Genomic DNA, 19,102 nt, shown 5'->3' with positions numbered 1-19,102 from the left:
ATTCACGGCGGCACAGGAGCTTTGTCATATCCAAACTGTTTCTTCTGTCGCCTGACCGGACGTCGCGGACAGCCCCGCCTCCATGTGTCCGACGGCAAGGTAAAAATTCCAGACCATGCCGGCGCGAAACTTCTTCACCCGGCACTGCCGGAACACAGCGACGCGACACTGATCGGCGACAAGGAATACGATTCCGGTCCGCACCTTCATTCAGCAATTATTTCAGGCTCTGTATCATGTGCGACGCTCCATGAAGGCATGGACGGATGTTGCTTGTCGTACATATGCAAACCTTGCCTGTCTGGAACAGGACTGCGATACTGGTTGTCAGAAAAATGTAAATTGGGACTTGGCAGCAGCGAATTTTGGAGTATAAACGCTGCCACCGACGTACGGATCCTTAAGAGTTGCGTCGTCTGAAAACTGATCCCCAGTAGCTCAGTTGGTAGAGCAAGCGGCTGTTAACCGCTGGGTCGCTGGTTCGAGTCCGGCCTGGGGAGCCATTTTTCAAAACGGCCGGGATCCACGATCCCGGCCGTTTGTGCATGTGTGTCCATGGCCACCGTTTCCGCTAATAAATTTAAAAGGTTGCCTGAGATCCACGGACAGTTCTCCGTTCGTCTAGGAACGGTTCGAAACCAGGAAATTGCTTCACACCGAGGGCCTGCAGCACGAAGATGCGGCGCGCAATCTTCGCCAGTTTGAGCAATTCGCTTCCTTCATCCGTATAGCTGTTGTCCGCAAGCTGGTGGCATTGACAACGACATAGGACTGACAGCGCAAATTCAAACGCTCCGAGCGCTGCGGTGTTACGGCCGCACCGGCTGTCCCGAGTCTCTGGATTAAGGCCTGTTTCGGCGTTCGCCTTCCTCGATAGACTTTGCGTACCCCGCTGAAGTTCGGACAAAGCTGGCGACCTGCAGCGACTGCGGAGACGAAACGACATGCCTCCATAGACATGAAGAGTGAGGGGCCGGAAATGTCACCAAAAAAGCGAGAAAGAACGCAATCTAAAGTTTTTATTGATAAGCGGAGGCACAGTGGATCAGCAAACCGCTTGATAAAACATGCATAATCGATAGTTGTTGAGAACAGTTTGCATTCACCGGGCTGCCCGGCAAGGAGACGCTCGGTATGTACCGTGCACCAGAGATTTGTAGCGATGTGACACGCAGTCGGCATCGTGCGTGCGCCTGGATGGTGTGACATGGACCGAGCGGCATATGGCGGTAAGGCCCTAAAGACCAATGAAGTGGACGATGGATCTGACGCTTCCGCTTCGAAGGTCATCGAGGCCCCGACCGATCCACGCCTGACGAGCATTTCGGCGAATGAGTTGAAGGACCTCTCGATCGGTCTGCGCGATCGCTTCGGAAACGGCCCGCCCGATCCTGACGATATCGCCCAGGAGGCCTATCGCCGCGTTCTTGAAAAAGACGATCCGTCCTCAATTCGAAATCTGAAAGCCTTTTTGTGGCGCACGGCGCGCAATCTCGTTTTCGATGCGCTGAAGTCTGAAAACTCACGTTCAAAATATGATTTTGAAATCGAACAGATCTTTTTTCCGCTGAAGAGTGACATTTCTTCACCTGAAACCGTCATGATAGCGAGAGAACAATTAAAGGCGATCAATGAACTGCTGCGAACCATGCCAGCAAATCGGCGACGTGCGATCATGCTTTACCGCGTAGAGCGTCTGACCCAGGCGGAGATTGCGCGCCGGCTTAAAATCAGCCGGACCATGGTCAGTAAGCATCTCGCAACGGCGTCTGCCGAGATTAACGCACTGTTTGTGGATGACGTTGAGGGCTGAGACGATGAGCAAAAGAGTGAAGCCCGACACCCAACGCATTCTGGAAATCGCCCATGGATGGATTCTGAAACTTGAAGATCCCCATGTTACGCAGGAGACGCGGGAGCATTTTGTCGAGTGGCTGAATGCCAGCGCCAGAAACCGCGATATCTACGATCAGGCGATTACCTTCCGCGAAGCATTCGTCAGCCTGGCAGACGATGATTTCGATGGCGACAACCATATGCCGACAATTGCGGAGAGGCTAACGGCTTTTACCGATAGCCTTTCTACGGCTTTTTCTGAAACAAGGTTTCGCATTGCGGCAGGCGCGGTGGCGGCTGTTGCCGCAGCACTTGTCATCGCGCCTCAAATTCTGGCGCCGAATAGGGCTACGGCTCCACTCTCCGATCCGGTCAGCGAAAGCTATCAAACCGAGATCGGCCAGACGGAAAGTTTTACTTTGGCTGATGGTACGGAAATGACCTTGGGCGCCGCATCGCTGGCCAGGTCCGTCTACTCGGAAGACAAACGCATAGTGGAACTCATCGCAGGCGCGGTTTTCGTTGACGTTGAGCGCGACGAGACCCGGCCGTTTTCGGTGAAGTCCGGAAATCTGACAGCAACCGCGCTGGGCACAGCTTTCGATGTGCGCCAGGGATCAAACATTCACCGCGTGGCTGTGGCGGAAGGTCAGGTTGAGGTGTCTTTCCCGATCATTTTGAACGAAGCGCCAAGCGGATTGCTAAGTCGCGAGAAGTTGGATACGGGGCAAGCCGTCGCAGCGGCCGAGGCCGAAGGGATGCGCTCGGTTACCAATGTAAACGTTGAGGACATTGGTTCCTGGAGAAAAGACCAGCTTGTCTATAAGGGCGCGACGCTGGATGAGGTGTTCGCCGATGCAAATCGATATTCGGCAATGCCGATCATCATAGCACCTGGATCGGAAGCGGTTGGCCAGCTTCAACTGCGCGGCGTCTTCCAGGGAACCGATATCGATCGGCTCTTGTCCACGGTGACCTTGATCCATGATGTCGAGATTGATCGCTCGAACGATACGCAGATCGTTGTGCGCAAAAAAGCGCAGCAATAACTGCATGAAATACATAGAACTTTCAGATTTCTGATTTTTTTTCGCAAAATCGGTGACACTTTCGAGGGGTCACTCTTCATGTTAATGAGAGTGCAATTGAGGCGCACTCGCAGAAATTAATCTGAGGGGGCCGAAAGTGTCTGAATCTCGAACAGCTATAAAGTCAACTTTGGTCTGCATGGCGTCCGCCGCCGCCATCTGCATCGCCGCACCACAAGCGCTTGCTCAGACCGGGACGACAAACAGCACTCAGCAAGTTCAGTTGGCGGAGCAGCCACTCGGCGATGCGCTGATCGCGCTATCAATGCAGCTCGGCGTCACGATCCTTGTCGATGAGAGTTTGGTGAACGGGCAAACAGCGCCGGCAGTCTCGGGGCGGCAGACCCTCGAAAGTGCACTTGAAGCCATCCTGGCTGAAACGGGCCTCGAAGCCGAGCAATCGGAGCCCGGAACGTTCGTTGTCGCGCAACGGATATCTGAGATTAATTCAGCCATGGGTGATGCTGGCAACCGGCCAGGGGATTCGGAGCCGCTTGAAGTAGAGACAGTTGTCGTCACAGGCAGCCGCATCCAACGAACCGCGGTGAACGCGCCAAGCCCGATCGATATCGTAACGACGGAAGATGTTGACCGGTTCGGCCTGAATGAAGTCACTGAGGCATTGCGCTTCGCCTCCCCCGCTCTTCTTTCGTCCCAAGCGTTTTCAAGCGGCAATGACGGAATTGACGATACGGAATTTGGCGCGATTGGCATTTCTACGCTCGACCTGCGCGGGCTCGGAGCCGAAAGGACCCTGGTTCTTGTCAATGGTCGGCGGCATGTGGCTGGAGCCCCGGGATCGGCCGCGGTTGACGTCGGCACAATACCGCAGGCTTTGATCGAGCGCGTTGAGGTGCTGACCGGTGGCGGCTCGTCCATCTACGGCGCCGATGCCGTATCCGGTGTTGTCAACTACATCCTCCGGAATGATTTTGAGGGTATTGAATATCGTTTGAATTATGGTCAACCGACGCGCGGCCAAGGCGAATCCTATGCCGGGTCGCTGGCGATGGGCGGCAATTTCGCCGATGATCGCGGCAACGCGGTGATCAGCGTCGAATACAATCGGCAGACCCAATTGCGAACGCGCGACCGAGACTTTCTGCAAACTGCAGGTCAAGTCTGGCCGAGTACGCCGGAACTGGCCGCTGCGCTTGGCATTGATCCGCGATTTCAGAACGTTTTCATTCCAGATTTGAGAGGTTCTGGGATAGCGCAACCTCCTGGTCTTCAGCTCGCTTTCGGCGATCCGTTTGCCCTCCTAGATGCTGATGATCGTACAATCTCTGGCGTCCCCGGCCTCCAATTTTTCAACCGGGAGACTGGTGAATTGCGGCCATTCAATGTTGGCCCGCAAACACAATTTTCGTCCCTAAGTTTTGGTGGTGATGGTGCACCCTTTGGCGTTGGCAACCTTGATGGCGCCGCGATTCCCAATGTGGAGCGCGTCATTATCAATGGATTTGCCGATTATGATGTTTTGCCGGAATTAAATGTCTATATGGAAGCGAAATATGCGAGCAATAAGTCAACCGGCAATCCGCCAATACCGGTTCGACCAACCATTGTTCCGATAGCGCGCGACAATGCATTTCTGCCTGCGGAAGTGGCAGGGCAACTCGATAGTCTTGAAACCGCTATAGGATTTGCCCCCCCTGTCATTGCCAATTTTCAGGTCTCGGACCCTCTGGTGAACCAACCGTTCGAAAATGATCGGGACACCTATCGCATTGTTGGCGGTGTACGCGGAGACATCTCGCCCGCACTGCAATATGACGTGTCCGCAAATTATGGGCAGACAAACACCACATCGACGACCAATGATGAGATATTACTTGATCGTTTTTTCGCAGGCATTGACGCTGTGGAAAGCAATGGTGAGGTCGTATGCCGGTCCACGCTTGATCCATCCGCGCCGCTCAACTTCCTTCCATTTACGTTTCCACGACCGGCAACGCCTGGGGTTGCGACCTTTGATGCTGCAGGCGGCGCCTGCGTTCCGATCAACCTTTTCGCACCTTTTACGCAGGAGCAGGTGGATTTCTTCCGAACGTCAATCACACAGCGCTTCAAGATCGAGCAATTCGTGATCAACGCAACGGTTACCGGCAACAGTTCGAGCTTTTTCGAACTTCCGGCAGGTGGGATCAATTATGCGGCTGGCTTTGAATACAGGGATGAAAGCAGTCGCTTTGAACCGGATTCACTTGAAACCGCGGGTCTTGGCGAACGGGGTTTCCAGGGAGACCTTCCTGAAACCGTCAGTGGCAGCTTCGATGTTTTCGAAGGCTTTGTTGAAGTCAACATTCCAATTCTTGCCGATCTGCCGTTTGCAAAGCGGCTGGATTTGGATGCATCGGTGCGCGTTGCTGACTACAGCACAATTGGAGGCGCCACCTCTTTTGCGGTTGGCGGTGTATGGCAACCAACGGAAGACGTCAGGATTAGGACAGCGTTTAACCGGGCTGTGCGTGCGCCCAACATTGCTGAATTGTTCACGCCGCAACGCGTAAGCAACGGCGGCGTTGAGGTTCTCGTTGACCCGTGTAATCCGGCCAATCTAGATGATGGCAGTGATACCAGAGCAGACAATTGCGCGTTGCTCGTGCCAGCCAACTTCCCGAATTTCCCGGTTGGGTTTCAGCCCGCCACGGCACTGACCAGTGGCGGAAACCCCAATCTCAACGAAGAGACTGCAGATACCTTTACCGTCGGTTTCGCCTTCACGCCGCAGTTTCTGCCTGGCCTGTCTATAGTCGCCGATTACTATAACATCCAGATTGATGATGCGATTACACAGTTTCCGGAGATAGATCTTGTTCTCAGGTCTTGCGCCGATGCGCCGACGATTAACAATGCGGCATGCGATGCGATTCAGAGGCGCCCGGACGGCAGCGTAGAATCAATTCTATTGACGGCCCTCAATCTGTCTTCCTCGACAGCCCGCGGCATTGATTACCAGGTGCGTTATGCTTTCAACCTTGACGAATGGTTCGGTGGCTCGACTGGTAATTTTACCGCCGAGATCGGGGGGAATTATCTGATCGAACGCGAGGAACAAGTATATAGCGCCATACCTGAGTCGGTCGATATCCAGACCAGGGAGATAGGAGACGCAGGCGGAAGATACTTCCCAAGGCACGCCATAAATGCCTCTCTTGTTTGGAATAAAAACGACTTTTCAGCGAATTATGGGTTTACATACCTGTCGAGCGTACTGCTGAGTACGTTTATTCTTCCTGGTGCTGACAATCCAGAAGCCCTCGCCGACCCGTTTTTCTCAAATGTAACCGAAACGGGCGATGCATTCGTGCACAATCTGGGAGGAAGCTATAGGCTTAACGATTCAGCCGAACTCAGTGTGCAAGTCAACAACCTATTCGATCGTGAACCATTTGACCGGCGCGTCGACTCATCATCAGTCCGGCCGGTCGGTCCGCTTGGCCGTGTTATCCAGTTCGGTATTCGGGGCAGATTCTAAAGTTTCCTTAGGACAGCATAGTTTCGGAAAACGGGGGCCCGCGCTCATTCAGGCAAAACGGTTCTCGATACATTGATCATAGACACATGGCTCCCAAGAACTTGAAACAACGAATAGAGCGAGCGGCGTTCAGCCGGACATATCGGGTGCTCTTGGCGACCTTCGGCGGTTATGCGTTTACGGTCGGGTTTTTCGCCTTTTTCTCGGTCTTACTTGCCCTTCTCGGCGAGAGCCCGGTGGAAGCCATGTTTTGGGCCGTGCTGTCGAGCTTTCTAATCTACACGCTGGTGGCCATCTGGGCTGCGGCAACCCCCCGTCCATGGATTACGTCGGCGATCATCGTCGGCGGTGGGGCCGCGATGATTGGCGTCGCGCCCATTCTCGCAGCGCAGCTTGGGCAGTGATAGCTGATGTTCAAACTTAACATCTCCAACGACTTCCGCGCTTCGATGACCTGGGTCCATACCTGGGTTGGGATCGGCGTTTCGTGTCTCCTGTTCGTGATCTTCTGGACGGGTTCGCTCACGGTGTTCGACAAGGAAATCGACCTCTGGATGAAACCGGAGATGCGCGTCGAAGCGCCGCAAGGTTCGTTTTCGTTCCAGGCGAAGTTTGATGAGCTGCTTGCCGGCGAAGCGCGCAATGCTTCAACGCTTGCGGTCGCAGCGCCCAGTGAACGCATGCCGCTCGGTTTCTACTATTGGAGAGAAAAAGGAGGCGATAATATCGATGTCTATTTCAACGCGGCGACGAACGCACCTGTCGGCGTGACCGAGAGCTACGCGGGCACCCGCTTCTTCTACCCGTTCCATTACATGCTTCACATTCACCCGTTAGGGATCGGGTATTGGGTCGTCGGATTTTGCGCCATGGCAACGCTGGTCCTGATCGTCTCGGGCATCTTTATCCATCGCAAGATTGTCGCTGATTTTTTCACCTTTCGACCGAAGAAAGCGCTGCGTCGTTCGACGCTTGACCTTCACAACATGTCGAGCTTGATGGCGCTTCCGTTGCACATCCTGTTTCCCCTGACAGGGCTTATGATTTTCTTTTCTGTCTATCTTCCATGGTCATCACTTGTTTTGTTCCACGGGAATGAACTCAAAAGGAATGAAGCAGTATACGGCTCTGTCAAGTCGGACCCGCACGGTCGACCGCGATCAGGATACGTCGATGTCGAGGGTATCGTTCGTCAGGTTGAAGAGGCCTGGGCAACGCGCAGTTCCGGTGGTCACCCCAAAGCCGATACGGTCAGATTGTGGGATCAAAGCGATACCAATGCTGCTCTCGAAGTGGTTGATTACTTTAACTCACGCGCGGTTTCCATGAACAAGTATCGCACGACGGTGTCAATCGTGACCGGTGAGGTGATCGCGGATGCGGAACCCGGAAATGCACGTTCGACTTTCTCATGGCTCGCTGGGGCGCACTACATCGGTTTTGATAACTGGACGCTGCGCTGGCTCTACTTTGCTGGCGGCCTCCTCGGTAGCCTGATGGTCGCCTCCGGCCTTATGTTCTGGATCCACGCACGTATCCGCAAAGGCGCGATAGAACCGCGCAGCGTGCGTATGGTGCGCGCGCTCACCGCCGGTTCGGTTACCGGGATCATCCTCGCAAGCGGCGGCTATCTCGTTGCCAACCGCCTGATCCCGGCCGCGTCCGATGGCTTCGGCATAGGCCGCGCCAACTTCGAAGTGCTGATCTTCTACATCGTTTGGATTGGCGCATTCATCCATGCAGGGTTCCGCGGTCGGTTCGCCTGGCGCGAGCAGTGCCTCGCCATCGCACCGGTCGCGGTCCTGGCCGTCCTCCTCAACTGGATTACAACCGGCGATCATCCTATCGCGGCCGCCTTGCAAGGACTCACACAAATCTGGAGCATGGACCTGACCCTGCTTGCCGGGGCGGGCGTCGCGCTGTTCGCCGCTGCAAAAACGAAAGTCAAAGCCGAGGAGATCAAGAAGGCCCAGCGCGAAATCGGCGCCGACATGCTTGAGAAAAGTCATACGGAATGAACCCAATCGTCGCCATAGCCTTGCTGGTGCTGGCCTACACGATCTGCCTGCTGGGCTGTGCGTTGTTGGCGCTTAGCCAGACCCGCCATTGGCGTACCGTGCGCAATAATCGAAGGGCCGACCCGCCGAAGGTTGCCAAAATAGGCTGGCTGCTTGTTTTCACCTCCCTCGTCCCATGCGTTTTGCGAGACGGCTGGAGCTTTGCAGCACTGCTCTGGCCGCTCATTTTTGCTGTCAGCGCGATGACAATTGCCATGATGCTTACTTACAGGCCGGCCGCGCTTCGCGTGCTCTTCCCGTTCGGTGCGCGCGCCCACCGCAATGCCGAAAGCTGACACGGGATGAACGTCACGTCCGCATCCTCGCTGGTTGAGAAGTCCCGCCATAAAGGCATCAAGACAACCGCGCAGCGTGGAGCCGGTCTGCAAAATGCTCGACCGGTCGAAAGATCATCCCGATGCCGAGCAACTTCATCAGCACACCCGCAAAATCGATCCGGCGATCGCCGTGGCGCGCGTTTACCGCATGTTCCGCATTCCGGAGGATGGGAACCTCATCATACGACACGATTTCGGCAAAGGTCGCATACGGTTTGAGGTCAGGTGCAGCGGCCATCATGACTGCCTGATCGATCTGGAGACCGGCAATATCGCCGGGTTCCACAATTACAAGCTCGAAGCGCTGGCCACCTCCATCGCCTAGGAACTCGGCTACGAGCTCAAATATCAGGGCTGCGCGCTTTGTGGGCAGGCGAAAGCTGAGTAGGAAGCAGGCGAAGACGCCACGTGAGATTTTGAAACGCCGCGATTACCGTGATCGCTTTGCGCTTGTACCTGCCCCTCCACGCCACCGCACTACTAAGCCCTCAAAGCTGTTGCCGACCTGCGGCTAACAGTCTTCTTGATACCTCCGGGGCCACGCATGACCGTCCAGCCTCCTCCAATACAATTCTGAAGGCGCTATATCGGGCCTGGCACAGGGTTCGATATGCATTCACGAAGGTAAGCCAATTTATTCGAAGATGAAATGGTCGAGACATGCTTCTCGACCATTTCTCTTTTATCATGACCAGCTTTACCGGCAGGCTTCGCTTGCATTCAGGCCCCGCCACGCCAGACACCGTGAAATCCAAGCGGCAGTGCAAGTGGTGCCCGCCAACTGACCAGGGGCCCTTTATCAAGATCACCTGTATCCAGAATGTGCAGTTCCGTGGCCTGGGCCTTCAGATTCAACGTTGTTCCTATCAACCAGCCGTCCGTTTCCCCATCTTCGCCCTGCCGGGGTACGAATATGAATTCTTCGACCATCTGATGGTTACCAAATACATGGCGGTCGACATGCCCGGTGTCCCAGTCCGTCCTTGCCACGGCATCAAAACCGACAGACCGGCTGTTTTCATCACCGGCAATTGTGACAGACCAGACGGACCGGCGTTCCTCACCCTGACGGCGGGGGTCCGTTTTGGGAAATTCCGCGGCATGAGTGCATCGCGTGATATCCGCCTTTCCATCCGGCTTCAGAACGGCCATGGCAAGCCTTGGAATAGTGCGTTCATAGGGCTGACCGCGCACAATCCTGGCACCGGTTTCCGCATCAAGAGTGGGACGGTTTGCCAAACAGACATCGAAACGGATGCTACCGTCCTTTTCTTCCCACGCACCCCCGGTATGAAGAAAAGCCGCCGCCGGCAAATCATATATGCACTGGGAGCTGAAATCGTCCTTGTCGATGACCAGAACCTGCATACCCTCCTGCGGTCGCCATTCAAGACTTGCGGCGAAAGGGGATAGCCGAGTGGTTGAAATCCAGGGCTGTAGCGGCAGGATCAGTTTTGTGCGTGTTACCGCCCAATCGTGAAGATATGCCCGTCGTGGCAAGAGGATGGAAACGGCTTTTTCCACCCTGCACCCCGGCGACAATGACCAGATAAAAGCGGCCGCCCCACCAAAACCAAGGCCGAAATTCCAGATACGGCCCCCGGGCTCGATTTTGGGGTGTGCGGAAAAGGGCATGAAACGAAGGTCCTGCCGTAATGTGACGGGTCCTTTGGTGGCCAGTGTCACCGGGTCAACGGCATAGGGGCTTCCGGCTTCCCATAAGGCCCAGAGCTGCCCCTCAACATCCAGAAGGGATGTATTGGCCGCATTGACATCGTCGGCATTGGCAACCGGCGCGCCGTGATGACCGGCAGTACCGAAACCGGGCACCGCAAAGCTACCCGCCGCAGCATCGATTGACCGCTTTCGCGTCGCGACAAATTGCGCCGCCAGCGTCGCCTCATTGTCCGCGATCCGAAAGGCCCGGATCATGCCATCGCCATCGAACCAATGACCAATCGTATCACCACCGCGCGTGAACTGGGCCGGACCATTGCGATACAACACGCCCTTCAACCCCACAGGGACATATCCGTGCAATCGTGACAGCCGGACAGGATCCACAGACGGCGGCGCATTGCGAAACCCCAGATGCCAGTCGTACTCCTGCCCGGCAAAGGCATGAACACGTTGCAAAGACAGACCGGCACCGGCAGCAGCTATCAGGCCCGTCAACAGAGCTCTGCGCGTCATATGCGGCCCTGAATATCCGATGTTTTTGGATACCGTCGTCATTATCCGTCTCCACCTCAATCGATAACAATCGTGTGGACATTACGCCCCGCTTTAACGGGAAAAGCGGCGGCCTCCCACTCCAGCGGCCCAAAACGCACCATGGCATCGTTCGAAAAGGCGAAGGGTTCAACAGGCATACCGAACGGATTTACATTCATCACGGCGTCGCCGTTCAGGTCCTGAAACACTTTCAGGGCGACACGTCCTGGCAGCAGGTCGTGAAACACGGCTGTCGCGGTTGGTCCATCGACGGCAATCGTGACGGCATTGGCGGCTTCTCCCGCTTTATAGGCTGCGGCATTGTCGAACAAGGCAGCCATGACAGCCCCCTCCCGACGCTCTACAGTGAAAGTGACCGTCAGGATGGTCTTCGCCGGTTCCGTATTCTGTTCCACGTGATCGTTTGCCGTCACGGCGTTATCGGAAAAGGAAAAAATGGCTGCCGCCATCATCAAACATGTCAACGATTTCATGTAACCCTCCAAAAATTGAGATATGGTTCCAACAGACCCTGAGAGAGGTATCGGAAGCCGAAGGGCATGTACGAGCCTGAATGCGCGAACACATTGTAACGCTTCGTGAAAAACTGTATTGACCGTTCGCGATACGCCAGTGACGGAACATATGGACAGCCTGAAATATCGCCGGATCACACGATTGGCATTTTTCCCCGTCGCAGCCGGTACGCTCCTTGCCATGTCGGGCCTTTATGGAACCGACAGCCTCGGCTGGCCGCTCGTCTGGTTATACTGGGTCGTACTCCTTTCACTCGGCGTATGGTTTGGAATGGGCATTCGGCAGCAACTGATATCCGCACTGCCCCGGCGAACGCCCTGGGCCGTACACTGGCTGGCCGTATCCCTTACACTCACTGTTCCCATGACAGGGCTTGTTGCCCTTGCCCAGACGGCGATAGGGTTCCCCGTTTCACCGGAAATGCTGGCCAACTTTGCCTTTAAGGTATTCGTGGTGGTTCTGGGGGTGACGGGTACCCGCTTGCTTGCCATCGGGACACTGCCGGTCTCGGATAGGGAAGTGATGACCGAACTTGCCCCGACTGGCGCCATTACCGAAGATATAACCGGTACCGTGCCACCCCGCTTTGCACGCAGGCTGCCGCCAAAATTGCGGGGTGCCACCATATGGGCTTTATCGGCGGAAGATCACTATGTGCGGGTTTACACATCAAAGGGGGATGACCTTGTATTGATTCGGCTTACCGATGCCATTGATGAAATGGCGGGGGTTGAGGGCCTGCGCACCCACAGATCCTGGTGGGTTGCCCAATCCGGCATTGACACGGCTCAGCGGCGCACGCAAGGCAGCGTTATTGTTCTGAAAAACGGCGTCAAGGCTCCTGTCGCCAGAAGCCGCATACCCGCCATTCAGGCACAAGGCTGGTTCGAAACCCATAAAAGGGTATGATCGAGCTAAGAAAAACTGCGGAAACAACCGCTCCAAAATCCTAAAAAGTGCTCGCCTTCACAATCATAATTGCAAACAGGCAACACCTCTCCACATGGAAATCTTGCGCCTGATCAAGGACATCTTTTGTCACAGCGTTGACATATTACTGGCAGAAGCTTTCTCCGTCGCCGTACGGAACAGTGGGTAAGGCCGATAAAGGCGGCTGATTCAACCTCGGTAATTTCGTTTCACCCTCTTTAGGGGTATCGTGAAAATCCTGCGAGGGTGAGAAACAGAGGGTCGAATGACAGAAAACAGCAGTTTGTGGCGGGAATGCAGCGTCCGCCACCCTTCATATATATGGCCGCTTCAGACAGCATTCAGGCATCCGGGATGCCGTCACATTTTACGCACGGAGCCTTCGGTGTGCTTGAAAAGCATGCAATTGAAGTGAGATATCCGGCATACAGCCACGTCAAGGGGCAAATCAATTCAGGGAGACAACCATGAAATCCATTTTTACTGCCCTCTTTGCAGTATTAACTGTCAGTGGCGCCAGTTTGGGCCAGGATGAAGAAGACGATTGGTTCTACGCTGGCGCTCGTCTGGGTCTGAGCCAGGCCGGCACGCATGAAATCGACAGTGAGTTCAGCGGCCTCAGCCTGTCCGACAACAAAAAGCTCGGGCCGGTCGGCGATCTGGTTTTTGGCCGTCTCCATAACAACTGGCGGGTGGAACTGAACTATTCCATGCGCTGGAACACCTATAACCGTGTCGACGTGGCCAATCCGGCGGGGCTGGACCTTCCCCTCGGTGAAAGCGAGGCCGGCGGTCAACAGAAATCCCAAAGCCTGCTCGTCAATCTGCACCACAGGCTGCTTGGCAGCAATGATGACTGGTCAATCTGGGCCGGCCTTGGTATCGGTCTCAGTCATATTGATACCGGCCGCTTCCGTTCCGGCGGAACGCTTATCATTGACGACAGCGACTGGCGCGGTGCCGGTCAAGCCATGCTGACCTTCATGAAGCCGATTTCGGACAGAGCCGAATTTGGCGTTGGGTACCGCTATTTCCGCACATATCCCGGCGGTTTTCTGACCGAGGACGGTTCAGCCGAATTTGGGTTCTCCTCCCATGATGTCTTCGCCCAACTGACATTCAAGCTGGGCGGGCAAAAGAAAAAGCGGCAAGCCGCACCGGCCCCCACACCCATCGCGCAGCCGGAGCCTGAACCGGCTCCACGCCCTGCTCCGACCCCACAGCCCCAGGTAACGGCGGAACCGGAACCTGAGCCGGAGCCTGCGCCCCTGCCCGGCCCTTTCCTGGTTTTCTTCGATTGGGACAGCACAGAAATCACTTCGGAAGCGCAGCGGATCATCAGCGCAGCCGCGAGAGCCTTCCGTGAGAACCGTGTTGTCCGCCTGCAAACGACAGGGCACGCGGACCGTTCAGGACCGACCGCCTACAATCTCGGCCTGTCACGACGGCGCGCCGAGGCCGTTCAGGCTGCCCTGATACGGGCCGGGGTATCGGCCGATCAGATCACGATCGATTATAAGGGGGAAAGCGATCCCCTGGTCCCGACGGAAGACGGCGTTCGCGAGCCGCAAAACCGCCGCGCGGAAATTATCCTCACACGCTGAGGACGGGCACCGGTGGCATAGTCACCGGCAAACAAAGCCGAAAAAGGCGGGGACATAATCCCCGCCTTTTTTCTTTCCCGCTAAAAAATGTACCGCAGTGATGCAGTGGAAAATCCGCATCTGGCCGATTCAGTGGATCACCCAAGCCTACTGATTGCCCGCCGCATCCGATGTCTCCCCCCCGGTTGACGGCACATCGGAACCAACCGAACCGCCGGCGATGCTTTTGGCAATATGCTGTACGGCGCAGGACCGCACCGGCTGGCTATAGGCAATCGGCAGTCCGGAGGCATCGACAAAATCCGTCGAGGTGATTTTATCCACCCGGGCCTTCAGCGCGGCATGCATCTTGCCGCAGAAACCGGGGATCAGCGCGGCTTCAAGAGCCAGTTCATTGGCCTGAGCCGTCATAAAGGCATCAATGTCGGGGCCGCCGGTACGCCGGAGATAAGATCGCAAAACCGGTGTACTGGCCTTAAGCGACGTCTCATGTTCCATGACAAAACGGTTATAGGCCTGTTCGGCAAAATGCAGTCCGGATCGCCGGCATACCAAGGCAGCGACCATCAGATGCATCTGTACGAAACGCAATTCATGGGCATCCGCTTCATCGCGGGACAGGCAAGGGGTGTCATTGCCAACAGCGGTTTGACCGCTCACGCCCATCAACAGGGCAAGTATCGCCGCACGTCCGATACCCAGTGTTTTGTGACACCGCATGATTGGTCTTTTCGCTCCGGTCGTTTGTTCGCAAACCATAAATATCACTTTGGGCGTTTCATGTAACGGACTTGTTAGGATTTCGGAAAAATGCTTGCCAAAGTCGACCCTCTTGCCCATGGCTACTGTCATGAACAGCCGTTTTAAAACGGTGTGACGGCTTTACCGCCACGCCGAACGGCTTAGAAATTGGGGGGATTATGATCAGGCAATGGGCGGCAAAATGGTTCGCCACCACACTTTGGAAACGTATCCTGATAGCGCTCGTGCTGGGGCTTATCGTTGGTGCCGTCTGGGGTGAGGGTGCGGAAAGTATTAAATGGATCGGCGACATCTTTATCCGTCTTATCCGCATGATCGTCATTCCGCTGATCTTCACCACGTTGGTGAGCGGGGTCGTCGCCATGGGAGACCCGAAAAAACTGGGCTCCATCGGCATCAAGACACTGGCGATGTATATCGGCACCACGGCCATGGCGATCACCATTGGCCTGACCCTTGCCACCATCATCCAGCCGGGCGTCGGTGTGGATCTCAGCAGTGCGACACCGCAGACACTGGCAGACACCCAGTCCCTGCAGGAACGCCTGATGAGCATCATACCCGTCAACCCGATCGGGGCCCTCGCGCGCGGCGATGTCCTGGGCGTCATCTTTTTTGCCATCCTGTTCGGGTCCGGCATTCTCATGACCGGAGACAAGGGCCGGTCGGTCTCGGACGTGATCGAGGCCGGTGCCGAAGTCATGCTCAAGGTCACCCATATCGTCATGGAAGTTGCGCCATTCGGCGTTTTTGCCCTGATTGCATGGGTTTCAGGCACCAAGGGCGCGGCGGCTCTGCTGGATGTCATCACGCTGGCCCTGGCCGTGGTTCTGGGCTGCATCGCCCATATGGCGATCGTTCACGGCAGCATCATGAAATTTCTGCTGCGCCTGCCGCCTGTCATGTTTTTCCGCAGTGTCGTGGACGCACAGATGGTTGCCTTTTCCACGTCGTCTTCATCGGCGACCCTGCCGGTGACCCTGACCGTTGCCGAGGAAAATATGGGCATCAAACCAGCGGTGGCCGCCTCCGTTCTGCCCCTCGGGGCGACCATAAATATGGACGGAACCGCGATTTATGTCGGCATCGTCGCAGTCTTCGCCGCACAGGCCTTCGGGGTTGATCTGGGCTTGGCTGAATATGCCCTGATCGCCCTGACGACAACGCTGGTGTCGGTCGGAACAGCGGCCGTGCCATCGGCGTCACTGTTTCTTCTGGCTGCGGTTCTGGATGTAATCGGCATCAATGCCGAACAAACCGCCATCGTTGTTGGCTTTCTGCTGCCCTTTGACCGTCCGCTGGATATGATGCGGACAGTTGTCAATGTCACCGGGGACCTGTCCGTTGCCACTGCGGTTGCCACATGGGAAGACGAAATCGATACCGATGTCTTCCGTGCCGAACCGGTTGACTGAACCGGTTCGGCCCATAATCACGAGTGGCAGTCCTGTGTTTGTAAGGCACGGCGGGTAAAAGCCGGGTTTCATCGTGGAGATCCTCTTGTATGGGGGCCGGTCCCGGTGGTATAGCCGCGCCCTGTTTCGCCTTACAAAAAGGGTCGGGTCAATCCGTCGGTACCAATGAAGCAATCAGGAAAAAAGGCCGTCGTTCTTCTGTCCGGCGGGCTGGATTCAGCCACTGTCGTGGCCATGGCGCACGATCAGGGTTATCATGTCCATGCCCTCAGTTTCAGATACGGCCAGCGTCACAGTGTCGAACTGACCGCCGCCGAGGCCGTTGCAAAACAGCTGGGTGTGGCGGAACACAAGATCGCCGAACTTGATCTGCGCCTGTTCGGCGGCAGCGCCCTGACCGCGGATATCGCTGTTCCGAAAGACAGGACGGAAGATGCGATGACGGCTGATATCCCGATCACCTATGTACCGGCACGCAACACCATTTTTCTGTCCTTTGCCCTGGCTTACGCCGAGGTCAGCGGTGCGGGGGATATCTTCATCGGTGTCAATGCACTGGATTACAGCGGCTATCCCGACTGCCGGGCGGAGTATATTCGGGCATATGAAACCATGGCCAACCTTGCCACCAAGGCCGGCGTCAGCGGTGAACGGCCGCTGAGAATTCAGGCGCCGCTCATCGATATGACCAAGGCCGATATCATCAAGACCGGCACGGCTCTGGGTGTCGATTACGGCCTGACGATTTCCTGCTATGATCCGGATGATGCAGGCCGCGCCTGCGGTCATTGCGACAGCTGTCTGTTACGCAAAAAAGGCTTCCGCGAAGCCGGGGTCGACGACCCGACCCGCTATCAGAAACGGCATGACTCTTTTCAAAGGTAAGGCGGACACATGACCTACTCGGTCAAGGAACTGTTCTACACCCTGCAAGGAGAAGGCGCGAACGCAGGCCGTCCCGCGGTTTTCTGCCGCTTTTCGGGCTGCAATCTTTGGACAGGGCGCGAAGAGGACCGCGCCAGCGCCGTCTGCCGTTTTTGTGACACGGACTTCATAGGCACGGACGGCCCCGGCGGCGGTAAATTCAAGACACCCCAGGCACTGGCGACGGCTGCACGCAGCCTGTGGCCGGAAACACCGGGTGGCCCACGGCAGGGGCGGCCTTTCCTCGTCTGCACCGGCGGCGAGCCCCTGCTGCAACTGGACAAGCCCTTGATCGATGCCTTTCATGACGCCGGGTTCGAGATCGCCGTGGAAACCAACGGCACCATCCAGCCGCCTGCCGGTATCGATTGGCTGTGCGTCAGCCCCAAGGCAGGGGCAGATCTGCTTGTGGACCACGGCCAGGAGTTGAAGCTGGTTTACCCGCAGCACGGGGGCATGCCGGATCGCTACGAGATCCTCGACTTTTCACACTTCTTTTTGCAGCCGATGGATGGCCCGGACCTGCCCGCGAACACCGCATCGGCCGTGGATTACTGTAAAAGTCATCCGAAATGGCGGCTGAGTGTCCAAACACACAAGGTCATCGGGATTCCCTGAAAACAAACCGGCCGGATTGCCAGCCCGATACCCTGCCCTATCCGCGTCCGCGATATGGCTGAACATCCTGCGGCGGCACCCAGACAGACTGTGGCGGTTGGCCGGTCTGATAGAAAACATCGATCGGAATACCGCCACGCGGATACCAATATCCGCCAAGACGCAACCAGACAGGTTTCAGGATACCGACCAGGCGTTCGGCAATACCGACCGTGCAATCCTCGTGAAAAGCCCGGTGATTGCGGAAAGACTGAAGATACAGCTTCAAGGACTTGCTTTCGACAAGCAAGCCGTCCGGAACATAATCAAGGACCAGATGGGCAAAATCGGGCTGCCCGGTCACCGGACACAGACTGGTGAATTCAGGACAGGTAAAGCGTACGAGATACAAACTGTCCGGACGCGGGTTGCGCACGGTTTCCAGGATCGCATCTTCCGGACGGTCGGGCGCCTTTGCCATCCCACCCAGTTGTTCAAGGTCGTCATATACCGAGTCTGTCATCATTAATCTCTTTTATTCACTCCCCTGAAACTGAGATTCATTAATTATAATCACAGAATCCTGTCAAAAGGCTGTCGGGCATTTATCCCCATAGTTGCATAACGCAAATATGAAAGCGACCTGAAGGGTATATTTAGATCTTTTTCATATCTGCCTCCGTATATTTGTAATAAGTCAGAAAAAGCCAGTGGCAGAAACTGTTTTTCCATCAACTATAATAATCCGTTTCTGTCTAAAAGGTCGATTTGTGGTTCCAATACGCCGTCAGTACGACACTGCACGGCAAGATAAGCGGGTTTTCGGAACCATATACATGAGAGATGGTTAGGAGGGTCAAAAAATGGCAAAACTAAAAACAGCCAGCTTCGCTCCCGGTCAGTTGGTCCGTCACGCCCGTTTCGGATATCGCGGCCTGATTTTCGATGTGGATGCCTGCTACAGCCAATCTGCGGAATGGTATGAAAGCATGGCCAAGTCGGAACCAGCCAAGAACAGACCATGGTATCATGTTCTCGTCGACGGCGAAGTGCACACCACATATGTGGCGGAGGAAAACCTCCAGCTCTGTACCGAGGAAACGCCGTTCGAACATCCGCTTTTCGGACATCTGTTTCATGGCGGCACCTGTGACAACGGTATCTTCGAGGCCCGTTACAGCATCAACTGATCGCGCCCTGACAGCGCCGAACACACTAGCCCCTTAAATACTCCCGGCCCGCTATGACGGGCTGTCAGGGCATGTCATTTTTTTCACGGTGAATCACCGACAGACGCTTGTTATTGCCGCAATGCACCA

Annotated in this window: 18 protein-coding genes and 1 tRNA gene; 14 read left to right on the top strand and 5 right to left on the bottom strand. The window is 55.8% G+C overall.

Translation table 11 applies throughout. From position 1 onward, the window contains the following. Positions 1-24: 24 nt before the first annotated feature. Positions 25-210 carry a hypothetical protein gene (locus BXY39_RS19510; protein WP_121939194.1) on the bottom strand — a complete coding sequence of 62 codons (186 nt, stop codon included), beginning with the start codon at positions 208-210 and terminating at the stop codon, positions 25-27. A gap of 217 nt (positions 211-427) precedes the next feature. On the opposite strand from BXY39_RS19510, the gene BXY39_RS12385 reads away from it, so the two are divergent. From BXY39_RS12385 to BXY39_RS12350, 8 genes are all read left to right on the top strand, one after another. Further along, positions 428-503: transfer RNA gene (locus BXY39_RS12385), tRNA-Asn, on the top strand. Positions 504-1,207: 704 nt separating this feature from the next. Then, positions 1,208-1,813 carry an RNA polymerase sigma factor gene (locus tag BXY39_RS12380; RefSeq protein WP_121939193.1) on the top strand — a complete coding sequence of 202 codons (606 nt, stop codon included), beginning with the start codon at positions 1,208-1,210 and terminating at the stop codon, positions 1,811-1,813. A 4-nt stretch (positions 1,814-1,817) separates the two neighbouring features. Continuing rightward, positions 1,818-2,885 (top strand): FecR family protein, encoded by a 1,068-nt coding sequence (locus tag BXY39_RS12375; RefSeq protein WP_170163813.1) that lies wholly within the window; start codon positions 1,818-1,820, stop codon positions 2,883-2,885. 136 nt (positions 2,886-3,021) lie between these two features. Continuing rightward, entirely contained in the window at positions 3,022-6,405 is a 3,384-nt protein-coding gene (locus tag BXY39_RS12370; protein ID WP_147453563.1) for a TonB-dependent receptor, read from the top strand. Between the two features lie 146 nt (positions 6,406-6,551). Beyond that, complete coding sequence (locus BXY39_RS12365; RefSeq protein ID WP_147453562.1) at positions 6,552-6,809, top strand: hypothetical protein; 258 nt, start codon at positions 6,552-6,554, stop codon at positions 6,807-6,809. Positions 6,810-6,815: 6 nt separating this feature from the next. Further along, complete coding sequence (locus tag BXY39_RS12360; protein WP_121939189.1) at positions 6,816-8,423, top strand: PepSY-associated TM helix domain-containing protein; 1,608 nt, start codon at positions 6,816-6,818, stop codon at positions 8,421-8,423. After that, a complete protein-coding gene (locus BXY39_RS12355; RefSeq protein WP_121939188.1) occupies positions 8,420-8,758 on the top strand; it encodes a DUF3325 domain-containing protein in 339 nt (112 codons plus the stop codon). Before BXY39_RS12360 ends, BXY39_RS12355 begins: the two co-directional genes overlap by 4 nt. Positions 8,759-8,852: 94 nt before the next feature. Beyond that, entirely contained in the window at positions 8,853-9,125 is a 273-nt protein-coding gene (locus tag BXY39_RS12350; RefSeq protein ID WP_121939187.1) for a transcriptional repressor, read from the top strand. Between the two features lie 395 nt (positions 9,126-9,520). Here the strand turns inward: BXY39_RS12350 and BXY39_RS12345 are convergent, their stop codons facing one another. Together BXY39_RS12345 and BXY39_RS12340 are read right to left on the bottom strand one after the other, a co-directional pair. After that, the gene (locus BXY39_RS12345; RefSeq protein WP_121939186.1) at positions 9,521-11,035 is read right to left on the bottom strand and encodes a carotenoid oxygenase family protein; all 1,515 of its coding nucleotides are present in this window, start codon (positions 11,033-11,035) and stop codon (positions 9,521-9,523) included. Positions 11,036-11,049: 14 nt separating this feature from the next. Further along, the gene (locus BXY39_RS12340) at positions 11,050-11,508 is read right to left on the bottom strand and encodes a DUF2141 domain-containing protein (RefSeq protein WP_170163812.1); all 459 of its coding nucleotides are present in this window, start codon (positions 11,506-11,508) and stop codon (positions 11,050-11,052) included. A gap of 118 nt (positions 11,509-11,626) precedes the next feature. Between BXY39_RS12340 and BXY39_RS12335 the strand changes: the two genes are divergently transcribed. Both BXY39_RS12335 and BXY39_RS12330 read left to right on the top strand, forming a co-directional pair. After that, on the top strand, positions 11,627-12,460 hold the full coding sequence (locus BXY39_RS12335) for a LytTR family transcriptional regulator DNA-binding domain-containing protein (protein WP_170163811.1): 834 nt from the start codon (positions 11,627-11,629) through the stop codon (positions 12,458-12,460). A gap of 488 nt (positions 12,461-12,948) precedes the next feature. After that, positions 12,949-14,085, top strand: a complete 1,137-nt coding sequence (locus tag BXY39_RS12330; protein ID WP_121939184.1) for an OmpA family protein — start codon at positions 12,949-12,951, stop codon at positions 14,083-14,085. A gap of 147 nt (positions 14,086-14,232) precedes the next feature. Here BXY39_RS12330 and BXY39_RS12325 read toward each other — a convergent pair whose 3' ends face one another. After that, positions 14,233-14,805, bottom strand: coding sequence for a hypothetical protein (locus BXY39_RS12325; RefSeq protein ID WP_147453560.1), 573 nt, complete (start codon positions 14,803-14,805; stop codon positions 14,233-14,235). 200 nt (positions 14,806-15,005) lie between these two features. On the opposite strand from BXY39_RS12325, the gene BXY39_RS12320 reads away from it, so the two are divergent. The 3 genes from BXY39_RS12320 to queE all read left to right on the top strand — a co-directional run bounded on the left by BXY39_RS12320 (position 15,006) and on the right by queE (position 17,804). Next, the gene (locus BXY39_RS12320) at positions 15,006-16,262 is read left to right on the top strand and encodes a dicarboxylate/amino acid:cation symporter (protein ID WP_121939182.1); all 1,257 of its coding nucleotides are present in this window, start codon (positions 15,006-15,008) and stop codon (positions 16,260-16,262) included. A 165-nt stretch (positions 16,263-16,427) separates the two neighbouring features. Continuing rightward, a complete protein-coding gene (gene queC / locus BXY39_RS12315) occupies positions 16,428-17,147 on the top strand; it encodes a 7-cyano-7-deazaguanine synthase QueC (RefSeq protein ID WP_121939181.1) in 720 nt (239 codons plus the stop codon). A 9-nt stretch (positions 17,148-17,156) separates the two neighbouring features. Further along, positions 17,157-17,804 (top strand): 7-carboxy-7-deazaguanine synthase, encoded by a 648-nt coding sequence (gene queE, locus BXY39_RS12310; RefSeq protein ID WP_121939180.1) that lies wholly within the window; start codon positions 17,157-17,159, stop codon positions 17,802-17,804. 37 nt (positions 17,805-17,841) lie between these two features. On the opposite strand, the gene queF is transcribed toward queE, so the two are convergent. Beyond that, the gene (gene queF, locus BXY39_RS12305; protein WP_121939317.1) at positions 17,842-18,306 is read right to left on the bottom strand and encodes a preQ(1) synthase; all 465 of its coding nucleotides are present in this window, start codon (positions 18,304-18,306) and stop codon (positions 17,842-17,844) included. A gap of 340 nt (positions 18,307-18,646) precedes the next feature. Here queF and hspQ point away from each other — a divergent pair, with 340 nt between their 5' ends. Continuing rightward, positions 18,647-18,973, top strand: a complete 327-nt coding sequence (gene hspQ, locus BXY39_RS12300; protein WP_121939179.1) for a heat shock protein HspQ — start codon at positions 18,647-18,649, stop codon at positions 18,971-18,973. Positions 18,974-19,102: the final 129 nt, after the last annotated feature.

The sequence above is a fragment of the Eilatimonas milleporae genome, assembly GCF_003688555.1.
Taxonomy (GTDB): domain Bacteria; phylum Pseudomonadota; class Alphaproteobacteria; order Sphingomonadales; family Kordiimonadaceae; genus Eilatimonas; species Eilatimonas milleporae.
Note: the sequence above shows the minus strand (reverse complement) of the source record. Positions and strands in the feature narration are given on the sequence as shown.